Annotated in this window: 27 protein-coding genes and 1 riboswitch; of the genes, 15 read left to right on the top strand and 12 right to left on the bottom strand. The window is 44.8% G+C overall.

Annotated elements, in window-relative coordinates; genetic code table 11:
* Positions 1-2 precede the first annotated feature (2 nt).
* The gene (locus tag ACN0W5_RS01230) at positions 3-224 is read left to right on the top strand and encodes a hypothetical protein (protein ID WP_417452454.1); all 222 of its coding nucleotides are present in this window, start codon (positions 3-5) and stop codon (positions 222-224) included.
* A 113-nt stretch (positions 225-337) separates the two neighbouring features.
* On the opposite strand, the gene ACN0W5_RS01225 is transcribed toward ACN0W5_RS01230, so the two are convergent.
* Positions 338-922, bottom strand: coding sequence for a hypothetical protein (locus tag ACN0W5_RS01225; protein ID WP_417452453.1), 585 nt, complete (start codon positions 920-922; stop codon positions 338-340).
* 170 nt (positions 923-1,092) lie between these two features.
* Between ACN0W5_RS01225 and ACN0W5_RS01220 the strand changes: the two genes are divergently transcribed.
* Together ACN0W5_RS01220 and ACN0W5_RS01215 are read left to right on the top strand one after the other, a co-directional pair.
* Positions 1,093-1,917: a prepilin peptidase gene (locus ACN0W5_RS01220; RefSeq protein ID WP_417452452.1), complete on the top strand. Its 825-nt coding sequence runs from the start codon at positions 1,093-1,095 to the stop codon at positions 1,915-1,917.
* Positions 1,918-2,248: 331 nt separating this feature from the next.
* The gene (locus ACN0W5_RS01215; protein WP_417452451.1) at positions 2,249-2,596 is read left to right on the top strand and encodes a hypothetical protein; all 348 of its coding nucleotides are present in this window, start codon (positions 2,249-2,251) and stop codon (positions 2,594-2,596) included.
* 52 nt (positions 2,597-2,648) lie between these two features.
* On the opposite strand, the gene ACN0W5_RS01210 is transcribed toward ACN0W5_RS01215, so the two are convergent.
* The 7 genes from ACN0W5_RS01210 to ACN0W5_RS01180 form a co-directional block, all read right to left on the bottom strand.
* A complete protein-coding gene (locus ACN0W5_RS01210) occupies positions 2,649-3,266 on the bottom strand; it encodes a hypothetical protein (RefSeq protein ID WP_417452450.1) in 618 nt (205 codons plus the stop codon).
* 216 nt (positions 3,267-3,482) lie between these two features.
* Positions 3,483-4,430, bottom strand: a complete 948-nt coding sequence (locus tag ACN0W5_RS01205) for a replication protein RepA (RefSeq protein WP_417452449.1) — start codon at positions 4,428-4,430, stop codon at positions 3,483-3,485.
* A complete protein-coding gene (locus ACN0W5_RS01200) occupies positions 4,420-4,677 on the bottom strand; it encodes a helix-turn-helix transcriptional regulator (protein WP_417452448.1) in 258 nt (85 codons plus the stop codon). Before ACN0W5_RS01200 ends, ACN0W5_RS01205 begins: the two co-directional genes overlap by 11 nt.
* Positions 4,678-4,834: 157 nt before the next feature.
* Positions 4,835-5,149 carry a hypothetical protein gene (locus ACN0W5_RS01195; RefSeq protein WP_417452447.1) on the bottom strand — a complete coding sequence of 105 codons (315 nt, stop codon included), beginning with the start codon at positions 5,147-5,149 and terminating at the stop codon, positions 4,835-4,837.
* 35 nt (positions 5,150-5,184) lie between these two features.
* Positions 5,185-5,649 (bottom strand): hypothetical protein, encoded by a 465-nt coding sequence (locus ACN0W5_RS01190; RefSeq protein ID WP_417452446.1) that lies wholly within the window; start codon positions 5,647-5,649, stop codon positions 5,185-5,187.
* Between the two features lie 204 nt (positions 5,650-5,853).
* Positions 5,854-6,633 carry an HNH endonuclease gene (locus ACN0W5_RS01185; protein ID WP_417452445.1) on the bottom strand — a complete coding sequence of 260 codons (780 nt, stop codon included), beginning with the start codon at positions 6,631-6,633 and terminating at the stop codon, positions 5,854-5,856.
* 154 nt (positions 6,634-6,787) lie between these two features.
* Complete coding sequence (locus ACN0W5_RS01180) at positions 6,788-8,026, bottom strand: MFS transporter (RefSeq protein WP_417452444.1); 1,239 nt, start codon at positions 8,024-8,026, stop codon at positions 6,788-6,790.
* A gap of 116 nt (positions 8,027-8,142) precedes the next feature.
* Here ACN0W5_RS01180 and ACN0W5_RS01175 point away from each other — a divergent pair, with 116 nt between their 5' ends.
* On the top strand, positions 8,143-8,544 hold the full coding sequence (locus ACN0W5_RS01175; RefSeq protein ID WP_417452443.1) for a helix-turn-helix domain-containing protein: 402 nt from the start codon (positions 8,143-8,145) through the stop codon (positions 8,542-8,544).
* Positions 8,545-8,712: 168 nt separating this feature from the next.
* Positions 8,713-8,931 (top strand): hypothetical protein, encoded by a 219-nt coding sequence (locus ACN0W5_RS01170; protein ID WP_417431166.1) that lies wholly within the window; start codon positions 8,713-8,715, stop codon positions 8,929-8,931.
* Between the two features lie 85 nt (positions 8,932-9,016).
* Here the strand turns inward: ACN0W5_RS01170 and ACN0W5_RS01165 are convergent, their stop codons facing one another.
* A complete protein-coding gene (locus ACN0W5_RS01165) occupies positions 9,017-9,583 on the bottom strand; it encodes a bifunctional transcriptional activator/DNA repair enzyme AdaA (RefSeq protein WP_417452442.1) in 567 nt (188 codons plus the stop codon).
* A gap of 154 nt (positions 9,584-9,737) precedes the next feature.
* Here ACN0W5_RS01165 and ACN0W5_RS01160 point away from each other — a divergent pair, with 154 nt between their 5' ends.
* Both ACN0W5_RS01160 and ACN0W5_RS01155 read left to right on the top strand, forming a co-directional pair.
* Positions 9,738-10,508, top strand: coding sequence for an isocitrate lyase/PEP mutase family protein (locus ACN0W5_RS01160; protein ID WP_417452441.1), 771 nt, complete (start codon positions 9,738-9,740; stop codon positions 10,506-10,508).
* Between the two features lie 180 nt (positions 10,509-10,688).
* Positions 10,689-11,378, top strand: coding sequence for an adenylate/guanylate cyclase domain-containing protein (locus ACN0W5_RS01155; RefSeq protein ID WP_417452440.1), 690 nt, complete (start codon positions 10,689-10,691; stop codon positions 11,376-11,378).
* Here the strand turns inward: ACN0W5_RS01155 and ACN0W5_RS01150 are convergent.
* Positions 11,375-12,556, bottom strand: coding sequence for a cupin domain-containing protein (locus ACN0W5_RS01150; RefSeq protein WP_417452439.1), 1,182 nt, complete (start codon positions 12,554-12,556; stop codon positions 11,375-11,377). The two genes, ACN0W5_RS01155 and ACN0W5_RS01150, sit on opposite strands and share 4 nt — an antisense overlap.
* A gap of 226 nt (positions 12,557-12,782) precedes the next feature.
* Here ACN0W5_RS01150 and ACN0W5_RS01145 point away from each other — a divergent pair, with 226 nt between their 5' ends.
* Positions 12,783-13,649, top strand: coding sequence for an AraC family transcriptional regulator (locus ACN0W5_RS01145; protein WP_417452438.1), 867 nt, complete (start codon positions 12,783-12,785; stop codon positions 13,647-13,649).
* On the opposite strand, the gene ACN0W5_RS01140 is transcribed toward ACN0W5_RS01145, so the two are convergent.
* Entirely contained in the window at positions 13,638-14,567 is a 930-nt protein-coding gene (locus ACN0W5_RS01140; RefSeq protein ID WP_417452437.1) for a hydrogen peroxide-inducible genes activator, read from the bottom strand. The two genes, ACN0W5_RS01145 and ACN0W5_RS01140, sit on opposite strands and share 12 nt — an antisense overlap.
* 148 nt (positions 14,568-14,715) lie before the next feature.
* On the opposite strand from ACN0W5_RS01140, the gene nhaA reads away from it, so the two are divergent.
* From nhaA to ACN0W5_RS01110, 6 genes are all read left to right on the top strand, one after another.
* Positions 14,716-15,909: a Na+/H+ antiporter NhaA gene (nhaA, locus tag ACN0W5_RS01135; protein WP_299375315.1), complete on the top strand. Its 1,194-nt coding sequence runs from the start codon at positions 14,716-14,718 to the stop codon at positions 15,907-15,909.
* A gap of 118 nt (positions 15,910-16,027) precedes the next feature.
* Positions 16,028-16,136: riboswitch (TPP riboswitch) on the top strand.
* Positions 16,137-16,249: 113 nt separating this feature from the next.
* Positions 16,250-17,272, top strand: a complete 1,023-nt coding sequence (gene thiB, locus ACN0W5_RS01130) for a thiamine ABC transporter substrate binding subunit (RefSeq protein WP_417452436.1) — start codon at positions 16,250-16,252, stop codon at positions 17,270-17,272.
* 49 nt (positions 17,273-17,321) lie between these two features.
* The gene (gene thiP, locus ACN0W5_RS01125; protein WP_417452435.1) at positions 17,322-19,004 is read left to right on the top strand and encodes a thiamine/thiamine pyrophosphate ABC transporter permease; all 1,683 of its coding nucleotides are present in this window, start codon (positions 17,322-17,324) and stop codon (positions 19,002-19,004) included.
* Entirely contained in the window at positions 18,997-19,704 is a 708-nt protein-coding gene (gene thiQ / locus ACN0W5_RS01120) for a thiamine ABC transporter ATP-binding protein (protein WP_417452434.1), read from the top strand. The genes thiP and thiQ overlap by 8 nt, the downstream gene beginning before the upstream one ends.
* 154 nt (positions 19,705-19,858) lie before the next feature.
* Positions 19,859-20,647 carry a transporter substrate-binding domain-containing protein gene (locus ACN0W5_RS01115; protein ID WP_417452433.1) on the top strand — a complete coding sequence of 263 codons (789 nt, stop codon included), beginning with the start codon at positions 19,859-19,861 and terminating at the stop codon, positions 20,645-20,647.
* An 81-nt stretch (positions 20,648-20,728) separates the two neighbouring features.
* Positions 20,729-21,376, top strand: a complete 648-nt coding sequence (locus tag ACN0W5_RS01110; RefSeq protein ID WP_417452432.1) for a glutathione S-transferase family protein — start codon at positions 20,729-20,731, stop codon at positions 21,374-21,376.
* A gap of 393 nt (positions 21,377-21,769) precedes the next feature.
* On the opposite strand, the gene ACN0W5_RS01105 is transcribed toward ACN0W5_RS01110, so the two are convergent.
* Positions 21,770-22,756, bottom strand: coding sequence for a 2-hydroxyacid dehydrogenase (locus ACN0W5_RS01105; RefSeq protein ID WP_417452431.1), 987 nt, complete (start codon positions 22,754-22,756; stop codon positions 21,770-21,772).
* A gap of 213 nt (positions 22,757-22,969) precedes the next feature.
* On the opposite strand from ACN0W5_RS01105, the gene ACN0W5_RS01100 reads away from it, so the two are divergent.
* The gene (locus ACN0W5_RS01100) at positions 22,970-23,590 is read left to right on the top strand and encodes an SH3 domain-containing protein (protein ID WP_417452430.1); all 621 of its coding nucleotides are present in this window, start codon (positions 22,970-22,972) and stop codon (positions 23,588-23,590) included.
* Positions 23,591-23,666: the final 76 nt, after the last annotated feature.

Raw genomic sequence — 23,666 nt, 5'->3', positions numbered from 1 at the left:
TTATGAAAACTATTAAGTTGAATAGAGTCGGCCGAATTATTGAAGGGGACGATAAGGGAGCATTTATTAAGGTTCTCGATGATTCCGAAAATACAGGCGGGTATTTAGTAATTATTTCTACAGTTCAAACCTTTGAAAGTGGCTTTGACGATTGGGTAGAAAATCGAGAAGCGCTTCAAGACTACTTTCAGGAGTCAAGATGGGTTATTGAATGGATTGATTAAGTTCAAAATTCCTCTCGGCCCTGATAACTTAAATGATCAATGGGCTCCCCTACTTAATAAAACATAAATTATATAATAAAATAAAACGATGTGACTTACTTATAAATATTGAATTAAAAGGAAATTTCATGGAAAGGCCTCTCTTTCGGCCCAGTTAAACGAATTTTGAGTTTTTGACGCAGGTTCGACTGATTTACCAAACTTGTTAATTTCAACTCAATCTTGGCAATAGCTCGTTCTGATAGCTTTAAACCATTTCCCACACGAACACGTTCGACTGATATCCCAGAAGCATTTTCCATAAATTTGTCAGGACTTTCAGGAAGTTTGTTGTTAACTGACTGGTCAGACGCGACCTCTTCCTCTACCGTCTCACCAGATTTATAGAGGCTATGAGCATCAGAGATGATCACTGTGATTTCTGCGCCCTGTTCCTGCCAGCGATACTCTGATCCATCGGCGCGCCAGAAACCTACGGCGCGGTCCTGGAGCAAGCCGTCGATCACTCTGAGGACAGCGCTTTCCATCAGGCTATCCAGTTGAGCACGTTCGCCCAGATTTCGGACCAGTTTGACGTCCGTGCTGGCCAGGGTGCCAAAACGGGCCGCGACCAGGGCGAGCAGGACGAGCCCCAGCAGCACCATCAAGAGGGCATATCCGCGTTGGGTTTTTCTCTGCTCTTTTGGCACGAAAGACATGAAATCAGTAGCTCGGTAAAGGCTTAGACAGGAAGCTCGAGTAGCTATTTAGTTGTAGAATAATCAGGGCCTGTGTAAAGAATTAATCCTGCTTTATCGCCTCTTCTGATGTCTGACATACACCTTTTATGGGACTTCACCCTCCCACCAGGATAGAAACCATCGCGATCATGAGACCCGAGTTGCTCTTTCTCCTTATAGCCAGCCCCTTTATCGGCAGCTTTCTGGCTCTCGTCAGCCAGCGCTTGCCGTTAGGGCAGCAGGTCCTAACCGGGCGATCTCACTGTCCGGGCTGTAACCGGTCACTCAACCTTTTGGATATGGTACCTTTGATCTCGGCCCTGGTATTGAAATTTCGCTGCCGGAGCTGTGGTTTTGCCTTTGGCACCCGGGACAGTATGATTGAACTGCTCAGCCTGTGGCTCTGCCTTTGGGCCGTTCTTGCTCTGCCCTGGCCTGTGGTATTGGTCGGGGTGCCTTTGGCCTGGTGCCTCCTGGTGCTCGCCATTATTGATTTTGAGCACCTCTATCTGCCAGATCTCCTCCTCCTCCCCCTGACCCTCGCGGGGCTTGGCTTTAGCTATTGGTGGCAGCCTGATTTGTTTGTGCACCATACTATCGGCCTGCTTATGGGCGGCGGCCTGTTCTTTCTCATCCGCTGGCTCTATAGCCGTTTGCGCGGGCGAGAAGCCATGGGGCTGGGAGATGTAAAGTTCGCCTGTGCCATCGGTGCCTGGGTCGGCTGGATGGGCCTTGCCTCTGTGATCCTGATCGCCGCTGTTTCTGCGCTGGTGTTCTACTTGATCCGTGAAAGGCTAAGGAAAAGATCGCCGCGCCTTATCGATAAAACCGGATCGCCACCCGAGATGCAGGCAGAAGAAGAGCTCGATACAGAAGCCAGCGAAGAACGTGATAGCAGCCTGCTACCCTTTGGCCCCTTCCTCGCCCTAGGTCTCTGGATCATCTGGCTCCATGGTCCAATAATGGTGGGGTGAATAGTGAACGGTGAAATAGGAAAGCTTTGCAAAATAAGTAAAGCTATCAATTTAAGGGAAGTTACTTTCAACATATCATTTATACGCACATCCAAGAGAAGTCGTTGAGCAGAATGCGAATAAGCTTCTCCATAGATAGGTAAAAATCTCGGAAAGTGGTCCCACTTTCCATGTCCTGCCCCCGTATAAAAATGTGAAAATCGTTTATTTTCGTTTATCGTTTCCGGACTACTTGCATGTGAAAAATATACGTAAGGTGATGTCGATTTTTCTTCTAACATAATGGATTCAAAGATAGAATTTTAGGATCTATTTGAAGAGGGGATTGATAATGTCACGATGGGGTCTAGCGAATATAGAAGTCCTTGCCAGCAAGCCATACATTGCGGATGAGCTGAAACGTGGCGTTCCCATGCAACAGCTTTACGACTATCTCTACTCTAAGGGATGGATAACCGTTAGCTATAACAGTTTTCGCTTAAGAGCACGTGTTATCAAACAAGAGGTTACTGCAGCAACAAATCAAAGTAATCCAAAAACTCGTTCTGCCAACCACCGACCAAAACTAACAAAACCTCAATCCAAAATAGAGCCGGAAAGTAAACCAGTCCCTTCGAGTAGAGAGTTTGTGCTAAGCTCAATTAGTGATTTGACAGAATTCAATCGGGAAAAAGATTGAGCTCAAAAGCTATGCCTTTGAGCCCAACATAAAGTCTATAAGTGATACAGTTTTACAGGTTCGCTTGATCAAGCTTTGCATTCAAATCACGCCAAGCCATGTTTAGCCTACTCTTGGTTATAACATAGTAATCCGATGTGGTGATGGCTTCTTGGTAGGTTAGGTAATCACACAGCATTCGATTGATATCATAAGCCATCGGGCCATCTTTCTCTGGCCCCAAAGGAATGATGCCATCTATGCGATCCGAATAATGAGCATAAAATTTTGTATCTTCGAACTTTTGTCCATCAATTCGCACCTCTCCAAAATACTTATTTAGCCAAACAATCGTACGACTGTCAGGAAAGTTATCCAAAAGAGATTTGTAACTATTAAGAGCCTCAATACAAGACGCCCCGCCAACGATTATTGAATGCAGCAAGATCCTTTTCCCAAAGGATTGCGCCTCATCCATAAAGCCTTTCGCTTTTAAGACCTGACATATGCTTAAATAAGATGTGCTTCCACAATCCACGATGACTTCTGCGTCATCATCCATCTGTAAAATCTGCTTAAAGAGGCTATCGATAGATTTAGGATTAGAAGAATCCTCACAATAAATATCAAACCATTTTGTGTTGAAAGCTTCATATCGTCGTAAGTTCCCTCCGCAAGGCTCTGTACTCACACAAAGAACCCTTTTATTCCTGGCAATATAATGTTGAGCCAAAAGAGATGCAGTGTAGGAGGTGCCAACACCCCCTTTGCCATTTAAGAAAAAATGAGTTGTCCCCATAATTATTCTCCAACTACAGGTTATTAAAATATAGGTGATATAGGTTTGCGCGACCAAATGACCGTAAGATCATCTGAATTACGCGACCGTTTGACCGTGAAGGCGCGACTAAACGTCTGTGGATAGTTTCGCGTTATAAGGAATTGGCGGCGGACTATGTTTCAGAATTAATCCTCGGCTCTTTCCCTCTGCGTCAAGGCTCTCACTCACCCGTGCATTAGGGTAGATAAGCTTTACGGTTGAAAGAGTGCCTATGAACTTGCGGCGAAAATCTCGTAACCGAGCATAACCACGTCCAAACTGCTTCCACAACAAGGGCCAATATATGAGGTAAGGCTTTTTCAGGCGATGAAGGCGTTGTGTCAGCCAAAGATAGATATCCATTGCCAAAGCAGAATGAGAAATGGCTGTTATGGCCTTAAGATCTATCGGAACGGCTTGTTTTTGTAATGTCGCCCAGTATTCGCGAGAGAGAACAAACTCTGTCGGCCAAAGCACCCGCGTTTTACCTAGGGATAGCCACATCAGGTCAAAATCAGAAACAATATGGCCCTGGCTTTGACGCCCACCTGCAGCCATTCGAATAGTGGCAGTACCCAAGGCCGATAACTGATATTTGAATTCGGAAACATCCTGCCCGTTTGGCTCTCTATTCAACACCTTTTTCAAAAAACCAGTCATAGAACGGTTAGGCTTTATGACAGGAGATTGTTGCTTAATCGCCTCTGTACTCAGGTGGATTAAAGCTAACCTTGCCCGACTACCATTGGGCAAAGGCATCTCCTGCCATTGTTTAGCTTTAGGGTCAAAGGCCGCCCCAGCCTCTATCTGTAGGGCCGTCTTTCCATTTGTACATTCCCAAAGACGTGACTCTTCAGGCATCCGTCGTGTAGGCAAAAAGTTTTGACATAAAGTACTATGCAGAAAGCCAATATCCGCACTTGGACCGGCCAGTAAATCATTTGCCGCACGAGCTACTCTGCACAATCGCGGATCAAGAATATGACTGGCTCTATCCTTGCCCTCAACAATGATCCTTACATTATTACTTTTCATTGTCGTTTGCTCCACTAGGAGATTGCCGACAACGCCCTCTCTTTCGCGGACGACCTCGTTTACCTTTTCCGGGGTCGATTACTTGGTCCTCTAGCCAAGCTTCAATATCATCAACACGATAAACCGCGCTTTTCCCAATAATGGCATAAGCAGGCCCCGCCCCCCGGCAAGCGAGCTGAGCAAGAGTTGTAAATTTTACGGGATACCGGTTAGGGACTTCTTTTCGAGTTAAGTATTTACTGCTCATTCGAATCACTCCTAATAAACTGTCTTGCAATCCGATTAGGGTGAATGAATAAGAGAGAAATATGCAAATTGAGAAATTTATAAATTTCCTGAATGTTCTATTGTTTTTGTTTTTTCGCCATATAAAAAATCACAATAATTCAATTAATAACAAATACTTATAAGATATTTTTTAGTAAATATTGATAATCAATCTCTATTTCATTTCGCACTGATTTAGGGCTTCTATCGACATCCCATAACTTAACTATCAATTCAGATACTTCTTCTAACCCACCTACTCTAGGTTTGTGCAGACCAGCCTTAACAATCCAACATAAATGCTCGAAACAAACTTCTTTAATTGGCCTCTCTTTATACCTTCTTCCTCTAGAAGGAACCCGATAGTATTCAGTTTCATAGAACTGTTTAACCATGCCCGGTATAGTCCCGTGCACTTCCACACAATATCTAATAGCTAGTTCTAATGTCATAGAAACTCTGTATACAGCAGCCCATTGCCGTTCACTTAAATCATCAATTTCGATTTTCTCAGAAACTTCTTTACAACGAAGCTGTATATTTTTGTTTGTTCTATTAAATTCGGAATTTTTAAATTAGCCCAAGTATATTTATTTAAATAAAGGAGAAAAAACCATCCAGTTATTGGTGAATCGATACTCGGCCCCTCAACCTTATAATCGCTTGGATCAGTATCCCATGCATACTCCTCAGTAATAAACATATCTGGGCGCCCCATACGTAAAAACCATTGAGTCTTGTTATATTTCTCTAAGGAAGAAGTTTTTGCACCTTGATCTAAATACCTTTCCTCAGTAAAGTCCGTTTCTAGATACCTAGCATCCGAAATAAATATTTTGGGATTACCATAAATCCAATGTCTTAAAAATTTAAAAACTTCCTCACGGTCAGAACCTACACGACTGTTATTGATATAATCGGCAAGCTCACCAATTAAAAAACGTTTTCTCACGCTATCTCCTTAAAATATTTTTTGGGACAATTTTGGGACAGTAAATTTAGATTCGAATGATGTTCATTAAACTCAACCAAACTATATTACATTTAATACCAATAAGTTAAATAAAATTTACTCTGACATCAATAGGTTAAAAAGGCCCTCCGAAGGCGAAGGTCACAGGTTCGAATCCTGTCGGGTGCGCCAATATTTAACTATTTAATCTTTCTCGTAGAATATACGCCGATGCTGTTCTAGAAAAACTTGATCAGGTAAAAATCGTTTGGGCATATGCAATCTTGAAGATTCTACCCGTTCTAACTCTCCTCTCGCAATTTGCGGTACGTCATTTCTTATTTTTAAACGATAATCTTCATCAAAAGTTATCAGATGTCTGTCAAATGCACGATCATGTAAACTATTCAGACAAATGCCATTAGACGGATTTACACGATTCACATGATCATCTTTCCATGCAACAATATGACTAGCATTTAAAAGTCGTACATCTTCAATTCCAGTTAAGGCACATCGCCTACCGTATGCACTCAGTATTGCTTTTCGAAAAAAATTTTGCCCAATTCTCTGCTTACTGAATGCCTGTTTGTCTCGCCCCCTCTGAGGATCAAAATGAATGCCTACCTCTGCTAAGCCAGAAGGTTCATTTATTAAGCCTCCTGGGTCTAATTTTACACTATTACTTTTACCATGTGATTGTTTTTCATAAGCTTCAATTATCGCAGATGGATCATTTTTAAACTCATCCCAGACTTCCCGATCTGTCTTGCTGGCATTAGACATCCCTTTTTGAGGAATGGATGTATCCAAAGCAGCAAGGTTTGCAAGCTTTAAAGCAACTGCATTCTTAGATCGCCCCAACTCATTTGCCAGCCTTATAATCTCTGGATTTCTGTTATCAATTTTTCCAAAATCAGTCACTAAATACAACGCCAGTGCATGACGAACTTCTTCCTGAGACCAATTACGCCGTTCTGCCACTATCTAAATTCCAACACTCATAATTACCAACTCAACTAGTATAGTTGTGTAATAATAATTATTATCGCGCAATAAGGTTGCTCAAAAATTGTAATTAATTAAAAATCGCAACCATATACTGAACTTGATCAAAAAGTTCTAAAACGCTTAGCAATCAAACTTGTTTCGCATGCAAACTCAAGACATCCATTCCTCGTTTCACGGCGGCCATAAGCGCGATTGTTCCCAGCAACAGAGCTGTGCCTTGATAGGTTATGTTATAGCCAAAGGAGGTAATCGACGGGGTGCTCAGGAATGGAGAACAAAACTGTCCAAGGAAAACAGACGTTGTCAGAACACCGCCAGCCATGCCACGGCGGCTTGAGGGGGCGACTTGCAGAGCAATACCCACAAAGTTTGGTACAGCAAGGGCAAAGCCAATACCCACGGCGACCGATCCCGCAATGATCGCAATAACATTCTCGCCAAAGGGCAGAATGGCAAACCCAAGGGCCATAAAACCATAACCCAGCGCATAAGCCCCCGCATATCCCATGACACGTTTAATCCGACCATAGAATAACGCTGCGCATCCCCCGGCTAATGACAAAGCACCAAGGCCTGCCCCCGTCATAACGGCACTGTCATAGCCCAAATTATCAAGGAAGAAGGGGAGCTGTGTTGGCATCAGGAAAAAGATCATGTTTGTCATTAGTTGTAGTACTGCTAAGGCCGCGATCAATCCTTTCCACGATTTATGGCCATAAGTTTCACTGGCCTCTATTTTCACATGGCTTGCAGCTGCTTGGTTTTTGGTGGAAACATCTGATGTCTCTTTGATAACCAACCACATAAAGGGCAGGTAAAGAACGGCCAGACCATAGATAACAAAGGGCAGGCGCGGCGAACTAACGGCAAACCAACCCGCGAGTGTCAAAAAGACAAAACCCCCAAAATTTCGGGCAGAAATCTGTAATCCTGTCAGGGCACTGCGTTTCTCGCCTGTGAAATAGTCCCCGATCAATGCGGTCTGTGACGTCATAATCATGGCCACAGCGATGCCGAGGGCTAATCGGCTGGCAAAGATCATTTCAAGATCGGGCAGATAAAAACCTGCGCTGCCGGTAATGACAAACAACACAACACCGGATAACAGCATCACGCGCCTGCCATAACGGTCTACAAAGTACCCGGCAAGCGGTGCGAAGATAACAACCGTCAGCGACGGTGCCGGAACTAGTAATCTAATCAGGAGGTCGGCGTTGGCTTGCCCCATAAATGCACGTTCCAATCCAGCCAAGGCAGGGCTGATGGTCGCGTTTGCCATAACCATAAGGGTGGCAGCCATCATCAAAGCAATTGCTCTGCCATCTTGCCAAACCGGGATTTCTTTTGGTGAACGAGACTGTGTCATCGGCTCTTTCCTCTTGTACAAATCGTCTGTTGAGCGCACCATACAAGTTCAAGTTAACTTGAGGTCAAGTGATAAAATTCAACATTGAATCTTCCGATCCAATAACAGAGAAAAATATGCGTGTTTTAGATATTTCCGAAGTGGTCGAACAGACGGGGTTACGCCCTTCGACCCTGAGGTATTATGAAGAAATTGGTCTAATTAAATCCATTGGTAGACAGGGTTTACGGCGACAATTCGCCCCCCAGACATTGATGCAATTGTCTTTAATCACTCTGGGGAAATCCGCAGGATTCTCGTTGGATGAAATCGCGGGGATGTTTGGCGAGGACGGTCAACCTGACCTATCCAGAGAAGACTTACGGACACGTGCGGATGATTTGGATAAACAAATCCATGATCTTACCGTTCTCAGCAAAGCCCTGCGCCATGTCGCCAACTGTTCCGCACCATCCCACATAGAATGCCCCAAGTTTCAAAAGCTGCTACGTGTGGCCAAACGGCCGAAGAAACGTTAGTCCTTCGAAGAACAAAATCATCTCAGAGAAATAAATTGGGCAATATTTGTAACGTGCTTATCTGCGCTTAAGCTATCTGGCTCAATTCCATCACCTAAAGTTTGGTTTACAAATAAGCCAGAAAGTGTTCTTGATTTGATACAAAACATCTAGCAGAAAGATAGTGCAATGGGATCAGGATCAACACGACCAAACAATGCCGATGACAAAATGATCGCAGCAATTGGACGCGGCGATAACAGTGAGTTTAGAGATCGTAGCCCAGGTAAGAATATCGACACCAAACTCATCAAAGAAAAAGAAGCCAGAGAAAAGAAAATTCAGGACAAAACCGACCGATTAAGAGCATTGAGATTGGCTGCTGAAAAAGAAGCAAAAGCAAAATAACGCGTACAAATCAGAGTTATTTGAAAACACACCCGTAACACCAAATCATATTCTCAGATGATCAAAAGGTTTATGGAAGGGAAAGTTATTTTCTTCTCATGGATGTTGGTGATCTTCCATAAAGAGCAGAAAACACTGCATTAAACCGACGCAAGCTGCCAAACCCCGCAGCAAAGGCAATTTCGGTCATAGACATATTGCTATCGTTTAAAAGACGTTTGGCCCGTTGCACACGATAGGTTTGCGCCGCCTGCGACGGGCTGGCCCCGAAGTGTTTTTGAAACAGACGAGCCAGCTGACGCGACCCCACACCAAGACGATCAGAAAGCTCTTCTACCGAGCCTTCATCCAGCGCCCCACCTTTAATGAGCTTCAGGGCACGATTAACAGTCGTCTTTGATCCCTCCCAAGCCGGACTAAAAGGTGCCGTTTCAGGACGACACCGCAAACAGGGGCGCAATCCCACCGCTTCTGCAGCGGGGGCTGTCTCAAAAAACTGTACATTTTTGGTCATTGGTAACCGCGCAGGACAAACCGGTCGACAATAGATCCCTGTGGTAAAAACACCCACAAAAAAGACACCGTCATAGGCCGGATCGCGTCTTAAACGTGCCGCATTGTATTCATTAAAATGATCAATCTCTTTTATCATAAGCCTACTATAACCAGCATCAAAACACTTTACAGAGCAGAAAAAATGACCAGGTCCGATTTCGACCAGCTTTTATCAGAACAGAAAGCTATAGCTTGGGCAGGAATACAACTGACTTTATACCGATTATACTATTTTTACAGGAGCCATCATCATGTCATCCCTTCAAGAAAAAGCCGAAAACTTTCGCAACCTGCACGAAAAGGGCAACCCGCTGGTGCTTTATAATATCTGGGATCCCGGAACAGCCAAAATCGCCGCCAGTTCAGGTGCCCCAGCAATTGCAACAGGGAGCTGGTCTGTCGCAGAAGCCTTTGGTTTCCCAGATGGCGAAAAGCTCCCCCGCAATCTTGCCATGGAAAACATCAACCGCATATGCAATAGCGTCGATATTCCTGTCTCTATGGACCTTGAAGCCGGCTATGGCAGATCACCAGAACAGGTTGCACAATCTGTAATCCTTGCAGGACAAAATAGTGCCGTCGGCGTTAATTTTGAAGATCAGATTATCGATGGCAAAGGGCTCTATAGTATCGAAGATCAAGTTGCTCGGGTTGCAGCAGCCAAAAAAGCATCCAATACGCTGGATGTACCTATCTTTATTAACGCACGAACAGATATTTTTCTGCAAGCCAGTGAGGTTGATGATCAAAAGGAACTTCTGCAAGAAGTGATCACGCGGGGGCAAGCCTATGCCGATGCCGGTGCAGACGGCTTCTTTGTCCCCGCCTTGACAGATGCCTGCTTAATTCGAGAGCTCTGTGACACATGCCCCTTACCCATCAACATCATGATGATGTCTGGCTGTCCCTCTGTCAGTGAACTGGCGAACCTCGGCGTCGCCCGTATCAGCCATGGCCCCGGCCCGTTTCGTGCGGCAATGGAGTTAATCAAAAAAAATTGCTCAACACTTTATGGCGACTAAGTCTGAAGCACATTTTTCTGGTAAAGGGTAGGATGCAAAATTCTGCCCTTTCTTTTCTTGTCAGAATTTTGTGATCACACGTTTTTCCCTTGTTTCTTGGGAACTCTTTCTCTCTATTATGGCGCGCAAAAGTATCGTGCAAAGAACGCGATTACAGCTTACGTCAATTAGGGGAAAAGAATGGCCGTTGATAAGGAACTCTACGAGTTCCATTTTGGCTCACTCAAGGGTTGGGAAAACTTTGATGAAAAACTGGATCAACCTATTGAAAACTGCTGTGTTATGGCAATGGATTTCTGTTCCTACAGTGCCTTTGTTCGTGAAACCAGCAACATTTCCCTCGCCCACAGAATGCTGAGTGCCTTTTGTGATGGCGCCCGGGACATTCTGATCGAAAGTGGTGCACTGGTTGATCGCGTGCAGGGTGACGGCTTGCTTGCTGTGTGGGGCGTACACGAAGAAGTGGATGCCGCCAATGTTCTTAACGTTGCAGCGAAAATACACAAACTCGCCAAAGAAACTGCCAAGATCTGGCAAGATTCTATTGATCGCGTGATCGAGACCCAGGGTGCGCGCATTGGCCTGTCTTATGGCCCCGTGACGCTGCTCTCACTTCCCTCGGCCTATCCCGGGTTCAGCCTACTAAGCGAGATTGTCAATTTGGCTGCACGGCTCGAAGCCCGTGCCGATCCCGGCACCGTTTTCATGACAAACCGCTTTGAAAACCTGCTTCCCTTTGCCTTACAGAAAGACTGCACCAGCCTGTCAGACGAGGATGGACAAAGAGGCCTGAAGCTCAAAAACGTTGGCCGTGTTCAAGCCTTCAAGTGGGCACCGGAAGAAGAGCCTGAAAATAGGAGTGAAATCTAATCAAGAAATTCAAGCGCTTGATGATTATATAACTCCAACAAGAACTCCAGATAGGCTGGTTCAGCAAAGAGATCCGGATAGCTCTTTGAATTTACGACTTCTTCTTTCATAAAGAGCTGCACAAGCGGGAACATACGTTCATCCAACGTGAAGCTCTGGCTATCAAAACCAAGACAGAAACCGCCCGTTGCTGAAGCTGTAATTGCAAACTTTACATATTCCGGTTTAATCAGGCTGGCGCCTTCTTCTAATTCATTTTTAAATTCATCATCGTACAGCATTTCTTCGCGCTCATTATAGACGCCAAAATCTTCATGCGATGATTCAGTGAAGAATTCAACAAGCCACTGAGTAAAGTTCGCTGATGTTATCTGCCGTTCAAAACAAGCCTTGATATCTGCAACGGCCTTTTCGCTTAGGGTAAAACCGGACGATATTTCCGAGAGATCTTGACCGACATAACGTTGATCAAGATCGTCAAATTCGGAAATATATTGCGCATACCCACTAAAAAGTTCGGATATCTTTGGCCCCAAAAAGCCGACAGAATAGGTAAGCGCAGCTTCAAGCGTCGTGCCTTCATGCCCAAAACGAGGAGGTACATAAAGCACATCACCACTTGTCACTTCAACCTCGTCGCCCTCAAAACCACCCGCCAGAACCTTGAGATCAATACCTTCGATATAGATCTCATCATCAATGGCTTCTCGTCCTATTTTCCAACGCCTTTTGCCATCACCTTGAACTAGGAATACATGGTAGCTATCGATATGGGGACCAACAGATCCACCCACAGCAGAGAAGCTGACCATGACATCGTCCATCAGCCAACGGGGTGCAAAATCAAAGCAAGAAAGGAGCGTAGAGGTATCAGGATGGAATTGTTCGACATTTTGAACCAAGAGGCTCCACTCTTTGTCGCCTGCAGTATCAAAGCTTGATTCATCAAATGGACCGAATGCACAGGTCCAATTTCTTTCTTCACCAGCCGTTTTGACCATACGCGATCTTGCCGTTTCTTCCATGGAAAGACCCGCAAGTTCATCCGGCTTGATCAATAGATCCAGTGTTGCATCCGGAATTGCCTTACGAACCAAAAACGGTTTTTGGTTCCAATAGGTGCCATAGAAATCATGGGCGGTAGGCATTTGATCAAGAACAATAAGCGGGTTAGTCATCGCGACATCCTGAAAGACGAAAAGAAGAACAGATGTTATAAGGACCTTATTACACCCTTCTCATGCGTATTAAAGCATCAATTATCTTCACGCCCCCCTTTTGCAAAGGACAAGAAAGACAAACAGATGAGCCAAGAAACAACAAAACGAGTTTATTTATAAAAAGGCAATCCTGATCAAGATTAACAAGAAGCCTGAGTCTATTCTCTCTCAAGCAGGAGAAACTATGCCGATCAAAAAAGCTATTTCTTTTATAGAACAAAATCTTGACCAACAGATTACCTTTGGAGAAATAGCAAATGAGGCAGGTCTCTCGCCTTATTATTTTGCCAGATTATTTCGCTCTGCCACGGGGCAGACAACGATGGGCTACCTTCGTCATCGTCGTTTGACAGAGGCCGCAAAAATCCTTGAATCAAATCGGGATACATCCTTGATACATCTAGCATTAGATTATGGGTTTGATAGTCAAGAAGCCTTCACTCGAGCTTTCAAGAAATGCTTCGGCTTACCACCGGGTCAATATCGATCAAATGGATGTTCGATACCGGCCAGGTACCAACTACCTCTCCTGCATTCAGTCACATCAAATTCAGGAACTCTGCCTATGAAACCTCGTATTATAGAAAAAGAAGCTTTTCGCATCATCGGTATCAGTGATGATTTTGGACCTGATAATAACAAAAGCATCCCCGATCTTTGGGAAAAGGTCGGCTGCCGTTACCCAGAAATCAATCACAGTAAAAATGGTCGTGCATACGGTCTTTGCCTAAAAGGGTCCCCTGAAAACTTTACCTATATGGCAGCCTTCGAAGTTAACGATCAAAATAATATTCCTTCTGGTATGGAGGGGCTTGTTATTGAAAAAGCTGACTACGCAGTTTTCACCTTCACGGTTGATGACAAGTCCCCTATTGGAGATCAGTTTTCAAACGTTTACCAAGGCATTTGGGGAAACTGGCTACCTAACTCGAATTATGAGTACGCAAACACACCTGACTTCGAACTTTATGATAATCGCTTTGATGTGAATAGTGCCACAGGTCAGGTTGATATCTGGATACCTGTAACCCAAAAAGCTCTATCTGCTTAAAACTACCTCACCCGAAATCTGCCGATTGAGTGATCGTAAAAGATCTTCTTTGAATTGAAGGAATTCATTAATACGCGGTGAATTACTGCGCCAAGCCAAACCAACTTGTCTTTTCACAACGCGTGTTTCAATCGGCCTAGCGCATACTTCCTGATCTTTGGTTATTTCGGATCGCGCATAAAGATTAGGGAAAAATGATATCCCCATGTCCATACCAACCATCTGTCGTAGAGTATCGAGGCTGGTACCTTCGTAGTCATTCTGAAGATCAGCACCAAATTCCCGGCAAAGTTCCTGCACCTGTTCATACAATCGATGACCAGCACCGAGAGAAAGGACTGCTTCTCCTTTAAGGTCTTGTGGGGCAACGCTGTCGGCCATTGCCAGACGGTGGTTTTTTGGTAAGCCAACCATAAGCGGCTCACTAAAAAGTACCTCTGTCCTCAAACCATCATCTTCTAACGGAAGTGCTGTCAAAATTAGATCATGATGACCTGTGCGAAGAGCTTGTTCCAACGATGATGACCTGTCTTCCCGAATATAAAGCTTCAAATCAGGGTAAGCCCGGTGAAGATCTGGTAAAACATATGGAAGTAAATAAGGCCCCACAGTCGGCGCAACACCTAATCGCAATGTACCGCCTAACATTGATTTCGCAGTTTTAGCATGATCACAAAGATCATTTAGATCACGCAATAAAAACATCGTCCGATTCAATATTTCTCGCCCAACAGGAGTCAATTCAACCCCGTGGCGTGTCCGATCAAGAAGAACCACCCCCAAACGATATTCCAGTTCTTTTACTTGGTCACTCAGTGTTGGCTGTGAAACATTCAATTGTTCCGCAGCCTTACGGAAATGCAACGTTTCGGCAACCGCACTAAAATATTCCAATTGTTTGATAGTAGGCTTTATCATCTCAACTGCTTGCTGATAGTTTTTATCTATTACACATTGACAATAAAACGATTACACTTATCAGGCAACAGCCCCCATTTTTTCTCGGGTACATGTGAAATTCGGCAATTCGGAGATTCCTGCAATGCCAAAAACAATGATCAAGAAAATGCCAACAAAAATGATCAAAGACTTCCTACAGCTGGAATCATCTGGGGGTATCATCCTTATGATCGCGGCGCTACTGGCGTTGGTCGCATCAAATTCTCCGCTAGCATCTATCTATACTAGTGCATTAGAAGTTCCCTTCACCATTGCCCTTGGCGACTTAGCGATTTCCAAAGCTATCTTGCTCTGGATTAACGACGGGATGATGGCAATTTTCTTCTTGTTAATTGGTCTGGAACTCAAAAGAGAGATTCTGGAAGGTCAATTGTCCTCCGCCGATCAAATTGTTTTACCCGCCATCGCAGCTGTGGGTGGCATGCTTATTCCAGCATTGGTTTTCTCAGGTGTTAACTGGGGTGTCGGATCAAACATGAACGGCTGGGCAATCCCAACAGCCACAGACATTGCTTTTGCCTTGGGCATTATGGCCCTTTTAGGCAACAGAGTTCCCCTGGCACTTAAAGTTCTTTTGACTGCTATTGCCATTTTTGATGACTTGGGCGCAATTATTATCATTGCTCTTTTCTATACGGCTGAGCTCTCATTAATCTCACTGGCTCTGGCTGCGGTTGCTTTAATCGGTCTCTTGATCCTCAACAGATCCGGCGTCACCGCAAAAACCCCCTATATTCTCGTTGGTATCGTGCTTTGGGTTTGTGTTCTGAAATCAGGTGTTCATGCCACGCTAGCGGGTGTAGCACTTGGTTTTGCCATTCCTTTAAATGGAAAAACAAAAGACAGTGCCAGCCCACTTAAAAATCTGGAACACAACCTCCACCCGTGGGTTGCGTACATGATTTTGCCTGTTTTCGCCTTCGCCAACGCAGGAGTGTCGCTTGTTGGCGTTACGATGGGAACGGTTCTTGCCCCCCTTACCCTTGGTATTGCGGGTGGCCTATTTATCGGTAAACAGATCGGCGTCTTTGGCTTTATCTGGGTGGCCGTCAAATCAAAGATCTGTCGCCTGCCAGAAGGAACCAATTGGACTCAGATCTATGCTTTATCTCTCCTGACGGGTATTGGATTTACCATGAGTTTGTTTATCGGCGGCCTAGCCTTTGATGACCCCGAGATCGGTAGTCAGGTTAGAATTGGCGTCCTCAGCGGATCTATACTGTCAGCCCTCGCTGGTTATCTGTTACTGAAACTTTCGCCTGCACCTCAAGATAACGAGGCCACTAAGGTTCCGAAGTAACATTGAGAGATCACGTAAAAAAAGAGCCCGATCATTCGGGCTCTTTTTGCTTTCCGAAAATTTTACCCATTGGCTGGATATGTCTTGCTGGTTTTTGGGGAAATGTCTAAGGTCAAAAACGGTCTCAACGGGGTGCCTTTTATGGGCTGAGAATTTTCAATATTGAAATAGACCCGTGGAACCTGAACCGGTTAATACCGGCGGAGGGAATTGAAGACTGGATGCTGTTTGTGATTTTAAAGTCTCTGCCTGAATTAGGCTGAACTTTTTAATCAAAAACACGTGACTATTTCCAGATTTTTCAGGTCCTTGCCCGCCCCACTCATTTATGGAGCGTCGCATGATCCTGCGTACAACTATGGCTGCTGTAGCAGCAACAACACTCACCCTTGGTTTGAGCCTTAACGCACAAGCACAAGAACAGGACAAAAAAGTTCTGACCGTTTACACTTATGATTCTTTTGCTGCGGACTGGGGCGCAGGCCCTAAGGTAGAAAAAGCTTTTGAAGCCACCTGTGATTGCGACCTGAAGTTTGTCGCGCTAGATTCGTCTGTCGGCATTCTCAGCCGCCTCAAGTTAGAAGGAACAGATAGCTCTGCAGATGTTGTCTTGGGTCTGGATACCAACTTGACCGCTGAAGCTACGGCCACAGATCTATTTGCAGAAAGCAATGTCGATTTATCCAATGTTGATCTGCCTATTGATTGGGAAAACGAACAGTTCATACCTTTTGATTATGGATACTTTGCCTTCGTTTATGATAGCCAAAAGCTGACCAACCCACCTGCGAGCCTTGATAGTCTCATTAACGGCAATCCAGATCTGAAAATCATCATTCAGGATCCGCGCAGTTCAACACCGGGTCTTGGTCTGATGATGTGGATGCAAAATGTATACGGCGATAAATCAGCTGACGCATGGGAAAAGCTTTCCCCAAAAATTGTGACTGTAACCAAGGGATGGAGTGAAGCCTACGGCCTCTTCCTTGATGGCGAAGCAGATATGGTGTTGAGCTATACAACATCCCCAGCTTATCACATTATTGCCGAAGAAAAAAAGCAGTATAAAGCCGCTATTTTCGCTGAAGGTCACTACATGCAGATCGAAGTTGCTGCTCAGTTGAAGACAGCAAAAGAACCAGAACTAGCACAGGAATTTCTGAATTTCATTACCACTTCAGGTTTCCAGAACGAAATTCCCACCGGCAACTGGATGTATCCAGTTATCGATTTGGGTAAAGACCTTCCCGCTCCATTTTCTCAGTTACCGCGCCCAGATAAATCACTTCTTTTTTCCCCTGAAGAAGCGAAAAACAATCGGCAAATCTGGATTGATAACTGGCTAAATTCCATCAAGCAGTAGATCGAATATAACTGATCGTGTTAATGCCCCGATATCAAGGCGACTCATAATGCAAAGGCCATTACAATTTGTGCAAAAATGGCTGATGTATTTGTGGCCCGGCTTATTAAGCCTCGGCTTTATTGCTTTGATATTGGGTTTTGCCTTTAGCGGTCTTTTCTCTGAGATCAAGAACATAGATCTCACCCGTATATTCCAGAACAGCTATCTATATCGGGTGATCGGGTTTACCTTTTTTCAGGCCGCTCTCAGTACACTACTGGCAACGGTTGTTGCTATTCCCGTTGCCCGCGCACTTGCCCGACGCCCAAGCTTGCCCGGACGACAAATTTTCCTGCAACTAGCATCGCTCTCGCTCATCATCCCCACTATTGTTGGCGTATTCGGTATTGTCGCCATACATGGCCGTAATGGATGGCTTAATCAGTTTCTTTCCCTATTTGATGTTAGTGCCGGAAACTATCTTTACGGTCTCACTGGAATTCTAATCGCCCACGTTTTCTTTAATGCCCCACTTCTCTCGCGAATTTTCTTACAAAGTCTTGAAGCTTTACCACCGGAATACTGGCGAAACACAGCACAACTTGGCATGACTGGCAAAGATATTTTCCGACTTGTTGAATGGCCTCTTCTCCGGCGTATTATTCCGGCATCTTGTGGTCTTGTCTTTCTGCTTTGTTTTACATCTTTTGCCGTTGTCCTTGCTCTTGGGGGGGGGCCTTCTACAAACACGCTGGAAGTTGCCATCTATCAGGCGATCCGCTTTGATTTTGATATTCCCAAAGCTGTCATCCTATCTCTCGCCCAGTTGAGTCTCTGTTTTATCCTGCTCATCATTGGCAGCAAGTTTGCCCGCCACATCACCCTTCAAAAGACAGAAGAGCGGTCTATCCAGCGGCTTGACGCCCGTCATACCAGCGCCAAAATAACGGATAGTTTAGCGCTTTTGGTGATGGTGTTTTTGGTTATCCCTCCCTTGCTTGCAACGATCTGGAAAGCCTTTTCTCCTCGCTTAATAGCCGTCATAACAGATGAAAAATTATGGATAGCTTCGTTCAACAGTCTGCTCATATCACTAACAGCAGGCTGTATCGCACTCATACTTGCCATAGGTATCGCGCTGATGCTGCGGAGCTTACAATCGCCTTATCGTCTGGGCAGGTACATCTTAGCTTCACCCTTTGCGACAATGACGGATTTATCCGGAAGTATTATTCTGCTTCTCCCGCCTTTTGTCCTGGCAACAGGGTTATTTATTACCTTCAGAACAGCTACCAGTCTGACAATATTGGCGCCTTTTCTGGTGATTATTGTTAATGCCTTGATGACATTACCGTTTATTCTGAGAATTCTTGTTCCTGCCTTTGAAACCTCGGCACAAAAAAGTGATCATCTATGTGATAATCTGGATATCAAAGGGTTGAATCGCATTCGTATTATTGACTGGCCACAGAACAGAAAAGCACTGGGACTGGCCTTGGGATTATCCGTTGCACTATCAACGGGTGATTTAAGTGTCATAGCCCTTTTTGGAACCCAGGATTTTACGACCTTGCCTCTTTTAATGTTTCAAAAAATGGGCAGCTACCGATTGGATGACGCAGCGATTACAGCTCTGTTTCTTTGTCTGCAAAGTTTGATGCTCTTTATTTTTATAGAACGCACCATATCTGGAAAGGGTTTCGCCCTCTCAACCTTAAGAACCAGCAAGAAGGCTATGCACTGTGCCTGATTATCAAAAAGTACCAGAGCAGAAAGCCTCTGCCCCAAAAGCACGGGGTCAGAAAACAAATGGTCACGAATCATTCCAGGGATTGAGTATTGAGAAACTGTCCTATCAACATCACGGCAGTGAAGAGGTTTTGGATTTTGATTTGAGGATAGAGCCCAATGAACTCGTCGCAATCCTTGGGCCTTCAGGTGTCGGAAAATCAACTCTTCTGAGCTTAATTGCGGGTTTTGAAAATCCGAATTCTGGCTCCATCAAGTTTGAAGACAAAGAGCTTACCCTCCTATCACCATCAGAACGTCCAATCACAAGCCTCTTTCAAGAACACAATCTTTTTGCCCATTTGACGGTCGAAGAAAATATTGGCTTGGGTATTCATCCCGGCTTACGCCTGACAGATCAAGACAAAGACCAGATAACAAAAGCTCTTAATGATGTTGATCTCAAGGGGTTGGAGAAACGCCTTCCTGCCGAATTATCAGGCGGCCAACGACAACGCGTAGCGCTCGCCAGATGTTTGGTCAGGCGACGGCCCATCTTATTACTAGACGAACCTTTCAGTGCTCTTGATCAGGATTTGCGCAAAGAGATGCTAAAACTGGTGATGGATCTCCACAAGAATCACCACCTTCTAACACTGATGGTCACACATCTAAAAGAAGATGCAGATGCCATTGCGGATCGGATTGTCCACCTTTCCTAATCAGAAATAAGCGACTGGCTCAAACAAGCTCTGTTCACAAAACTTTGAAGCAAGCCCGTAACACACCCCGACCTTTGAACTGGTGCAAAATATTCAGCTGTTCTACACTTACGCCTGAACCCATCTTTGAAATAGCCGTAAAACCGGAATTCTCATGCTTAAAATTCAGACACTACTCGCCACAGTTACCCTTTTAACTGTTGGACTTTTTACATCTGCGCATGCCGCCGATGAATCACGCCTGAACAAAATTCTCAGCTCTGGAGAGTTAAGAGTTGGCACCACTGGGGACTGGAACCCCATGACTATCAAAAACACGACAACAGGTAACTACGAAGGTTTTGATATCGACGTTGTCACCGAGTTGGCCAAAGACATGGGCGTAAAACTGACCTTTGTTCCCACAGACTGGAAAACACTGATCAACGGTGTCGTTGCCAATAAGTACGACATGACAACATCTGCCTCTCTAAATCCAAAACGCATGGCCGTTGCTGGCTATACAGACAGTTATTACAACGTCGGAACTGTGCCATTAACGCTGAAAAAGCATCTGGATAAATTCAATTCCTGGGATGATATCAACAAAGCTGATGTGTCCGTGGCAACAACTCTTGGAACTGTACAAGAGCAACAAGCTAAAGAATACTTCCCCTTGGCCCAACTAAAGTCTGTTGAAGCCCCCGCACGCGATTTTCAGGAAGTTCTATCTGGTCGCGCGATGGTACACATTACCTCCAACGTAGAGGCGGCTACTCTCGTTCAAAAATATGAGCAAATGGCCATTGTTCCTGTGAAAGAAGCACGTTCACCTACACCACTCGCAATGCTAATTTCCCAGGACGATCAAGTATGGATCAACTACCTCAACCATTGGATCCAGCTTAAAAAGACTCAAGGTTTTTTCAACAAGCTTGCCGTAAAGTGGAAATTAGCTGAATAAACCAGTCTCCATATCTCTATGAAATAACGGGCTGTTCGCGGCCCGTTATTCTTGTCGTAGGCCCTAAAAAGTAAGTTCGCCATGATTTTTTATGCTGTTCCCGTCAGCAATTTTTGCGCTAAAGTTGAAATTGTACTCACCTTAAAAGGCCTTTCCGCCGAGGTTCGTCTGCCCCCGTCTGGTTATGGCTCGGCTGAGTACAAATCTATTGTTCCTGCTGGTACCGTTCCTGCCTTAGTTGACGGGGATTTTGTTCTAAGTGAATCAGACAGTATTTGTGAATATCTGGAAGAAAAATACCCGCAACAACCGTTGCTACCTCACACCATAGAAGACCGCGCTAAAGTGCGAATGTTGGCTCGGTTACACGACTTGAAGATTGAGCCGCTGATAAGGTCTCTTTTTAAACATATGGCGCCGACACAAAGAGACATCGAGTTTATCGAAACAACAAAATCTTCACTTTCACAACAATTAGATCTTTTGATCCAGCTTGGCAGTTTTCACCCCTACATAGCTGGTGAAGAGATAACTCTGGCTGATTGCGGATATGCGCCCAGCCTGTTACTCGCGCAAAAAATGTTCATTGAAGGTAATGTAAGTTTCATCTTACCCGACGAGTTTATTACTTGGCAAAATGAATTGAATCAGCACAGCAAGGTTGGACCTTTCTTAACGAAATACGGCCTCGCTGTTGATCAGTGGATAGCTCTTAAAAGAACCCAGTAAATCACCCAATAAATCACACCATTAACCGATACGACCTGAATAAATTCACTTCTAAAGTTAGATTTAAAAAGTAAAAGGCAGAGTTGATTTCTCAACTCTGCCTTTTGTTCTAGGTACGTCTGATTTGGAGATCGAACGATTAACCCAGACTTTGACTCTACTATGAACTCGGAGTCCCCTGCAAATAAGCAAGATTACTAATGCACTTTCCCAAACAAATTCGGGAACAAACCCTGAGCCTAAAAATTAGTTAACTAAATCTTAAATCAAGAAAACGAATCGAGCAACTACATTCAACTCAATTCAGTCATGCAAAAAGCACAAGCCTTTAAAGTCTAGATCTATTTGCCTACCAGCCTGTACAGAAAAGGAGCCCGAAAGCCCCTCTTTTACTTAGAACATGGCCTCAACAACACGGTCAGGTGGCGTATGCCCATCCACAAAAGTTTTGATGTTGATAATGACTTTTTCACCCATATCCTGACGACCTTCAATCGTCGCGGACCCCATATGCGGTAACAGAACGACATTATCGCTGGCCTGTAGTTTCGGATTAACAGCAGGTTCCTGCTCAAAAACATCCAACCCTGCACCCGCGATGTCTCTTGATTTAATCAAACGGGCCAAAGCATTTTCATCAATGACCTCTCCGCGACTGGTGTTCACAATGATCGCACGGTCATTCAAAAGCTTAAGACGTCGGCTTGATAACAGGTGAAAAGTCGCAGGTGTATGCGGGCAGTTCACAGAAATAATATCCATGCGGGAAAGCATCTGATCCAAACTTTCCCAGTAGGTTGCTTCCAACTCGTTCTCAATATCCGGATGTACTTTGCGTCTATTATGGTAATGGATGGAAAGACCAAAACCCTTTGCACGGCGGGCAACAGCCTGACCAATACGCCCCATCCCGATGATGCCCAGACGTTTACCCCACATGCGATGCCCCAGCATCCCTGTCGGGCTCCATCCATTCCATTCACCAGATTTGATTAATTTGACACCCTCGGTGATGCGGCGAGAAACGGCCAGAATAAGGGCCATTGTCATATCGGCGGTATCTTCGGTCAAAACACCCGGTGTATTTGTGACAGTAATACCCCGCTGACGACAGGTTTTAAGATCAATATGATCCACGCCCGTTCCAAAAGAAGCGATCAGTCGCAGATTCGGTCCCGCTTGGGCAAGAACCCCTGCATCAACCCGATCTGTCACTGTTGGCACCAGAACAGCCGCTTCTTTCACAGCCGCAATCAATTCCTTTTGAGAGAAAGGTTTGTCATCAAGATTCAAACGACAATCAAACAGTTCCATCATCCGAGTTTCAATCGCGTCCGGAAGTCTCCGCGTAACAATTACTAGGGGTTTTTTCTGTGTCATGTGCCTATGGGATCCCCGTCGCTGGTCCTTTACGACAAGCCGTTATTATTTGAGAGTTAACGGTCTTGCTTTATCTTCCCTAGTCTATGCTGTGAATAAGGTCTTTGCCAAGAGAGAGAAACAGTTGTTTCGATAAATTCTAGCCAGCACAGAATTAGGAAGGTAATCTCTCAAACACTTCGCGAGCTATTTAGATATAATTGAAATTTCAGCATGAAAAAAAGTTTGATGCGTCTGCCTTTTTCAGGGGACAAAAAATCGACGCTCCGGCTTTCCCGACTTTCTCTGGGGCCAAGAATAATCAGCACCATAGGAATTGTGGGAATGGTACTTTGTACCCAGCTCCTTACTCACAGCATCGGGGCACAAACTCTTGGCACAAACTCAGGAGATCAGGCGCAGAGAAAAATTGGACCAAGTGGACTACCACTTCCCCGGTTTGTGAGCTTTCGATCCGGTAAAGTCAACATGCGCGCAGGTCCTGGTTCTCGGTATCCAATTCAATGGATTTATCAACGGCGGCGGCTACCAGTCGAAATCATTGATGAGTTTGATACTTGGCGGCAAATCCGTGATTGGCAGGGAACAATAGGCTGGGTACACCAATCCATGCTTAAGGGTCAAAGAAGTATGATGATTACAGGCGCTGTTCGAACCATTTACGATGACCCAGAAACAACTAGTCGGCCAGTTGTACAGGCAGAAGCAGGTGTGATTGGTGAGCTAGAATCCTGTAATATTGACGACTGGTGCCAAGTAGAAATCAACGATATTTCAGGCTGGCTACAACGGAAATCTCTCTATGGCTCATACCAAGGAGAGGTTTTTGATTAACTCAAAAACCAATGAGGTTACGTTCTGAGCCTCAATAGAGGCTTGATGATCAGTGGCATTTTATACATGCACTAAA

The organism is Kiloniella sp. (assembly GCF_048270245.1).
Taxonomy (GTDB): Bacteria; Pseudomonadota; Alphaproteobacteria; order Kiloniellales; family Kiloniellaceae; genus Kiloniella.
This window is presented reverse-complemented; position numbering and strand designations above follow the sequence as displayed.

Bases quoted from the DNA above. Each gene is read 5' to 3' on its own strand.
- ACN0W5_RS01230 (WP_417452454.1), top strand. From the start codon at position 3: ATGAAAACTATTAAGTTGAATAGAGTCGGCCGAATTATTGAAGGGGAC.
- ACN0W5_RS01225 (WP_417452453.1), bottom strand. From the start codon at position 922: ATGTCTTTCGTGCCAAAAGAGCAGAGAAAAACCCAACGCGGATATGCC.
- ACN0W5_RS01220 (WP_417452452.1), top strand. From the start codon at position 1,093: ATGAGACCCGAGTTGCTCTTTCTCCTTATAGCCAGCCCCTTTATCGGC.
- ACN0W5_RS01215 (WP_417452451.1), top strand. From the start codon at position 2,249: ATGTCACGATGGGGTCTAGCGAATATAGAAGTCCTTGCCAGCAAGCCA.
- ACN0W5_RS01205 (WP_417452449.1), bottom strand. From the start codon at position 4,430: ATGAAAAGTAATAATGTAAGGATCATTGTTGAGGGCAAGGATAGAGCC.
- ACN0W5_RS01200 (WP_417452448.1), bottom strand. From the start codon at position 4,677: ATGAGCAGTAAATACTTAACTCGAAAAGAAGTCCCTAACCGGTATCCC.
- ACN0W5_RS01195 (WP_417452447.1), bottom strand. From the start codon at position 5,149: ATGACATTAGAACTAGCTATTAGATATTGTGTGGAAGTGCACGGGACT.
- ACN0W5_RS01180 (WP_417452444.1), bottom strand. From the start codon at position 8,026: ATGACACAGTCTCGTTCACCAAAAGAAATCCCGGTTTGGCAAGATGGC.
- ACN0W5_RS01175 (WP_417452443.1), top strand. From the start codon at position 8,143: ATGCGTGTTTTAGATATTTCCGAAGTGGTCGAACAGACGGGGTTACGC.
- ACN0W5_RS01170 (WP_417431166.1), top strand. From the start codon at position 8,713: ATGGGATCAGGATCAACACGACCAAACAATGCCGATGACAAAATGATC.
- ACN0W5_RS01165 (WP_417452442.1), bottom strand. From the start codon at position 9,583: ATGATAAAAGAGATTGATCATTTTAATGAATACAATGCGGCACGTTTA.
- ACN0W5_RS01160 (WP_417452441.1), top strand. From the start codon at position 9,738: ATGTCATCCCTTCAAGAAAAAGCCGAAAACTTTCGCAACCTGCACGAA.
- ACN0W5_RS01155 (WP_417452440.1), top strand. From the start codon at position 10,689: ATGGCCGTTGATAAGGAACTCTACGAGTTCCATTTTGGCTCACTCAAG.
- ACN0W5_RS01150 (WP_417452439.1), bottom strand. From the start codon at position 12,556: ATGACTAACCCGCTTATTGTTCTTGATCAAATGCCTACCGCCCATGAT.
- ACN0W5_RS01145 (WP_417452438.1), top strand. From the start codon at position 12,783: ATGCCGATCAAAAAAGCTATTTCTTTTATAGAACAAAATCTTGACCAA.
- ACN0W5_RS01140 (WP_417452437.1), bottom strand. From the start codon at position 14,567: ATGATAAAGCCTACTATCAAACAATTGGAATATTTTAGTGCGGTTGCC.
- nhaA (WP_299375315.1), top strand. From the start codon at position 14,716: ATGCCAACAAAAATGATCAAAGACTTCCTACAGCTGGAATCATCTGGG.
- thiB (WP_417452436.1), top strand. From the start codon at position 16,250: ATGATCCTGCGTACAACTATGGCTGCTGTAGCAGCAACAACACTCACC.
- thiP (WP_417452435.1), top strand. From the start codon at position 17,322: ATGCAAAGGCCATTACAATTTGTGCAAAAATGGCTGATGTATTTGTGG.
- ACN0W5_RS01115 (WP_417452433.1), top strand. From the start codon at position 19,859: ATGCTTAAAATTCAGACACTACTCGCCACAGTTACCCTTTTAACTGTT.
- ACN0W5_RS01110 (WP_417452432.1), top strand. From the start codon at position 20,729: ATGATTTTTTATGCTGTTCCCGTCAGCAATTTTTGCGCTAAAGTTGAA.
- ACN0W5_RS01105 (WP_417452431.1), bottom strand. From the start codon at position 22,756: ATGACACAGAAAAAACCCCTAGTAATTGTTACGCGGAGACTTCCGGAC.
- ACN0W5_RS01100 (WP_417452430.1), top strand. From the start codon at position 22,970: ATGAAAAAAAGTTTGATGCGTCTGCCTTTTTCAGGGGACAAAAAATCG.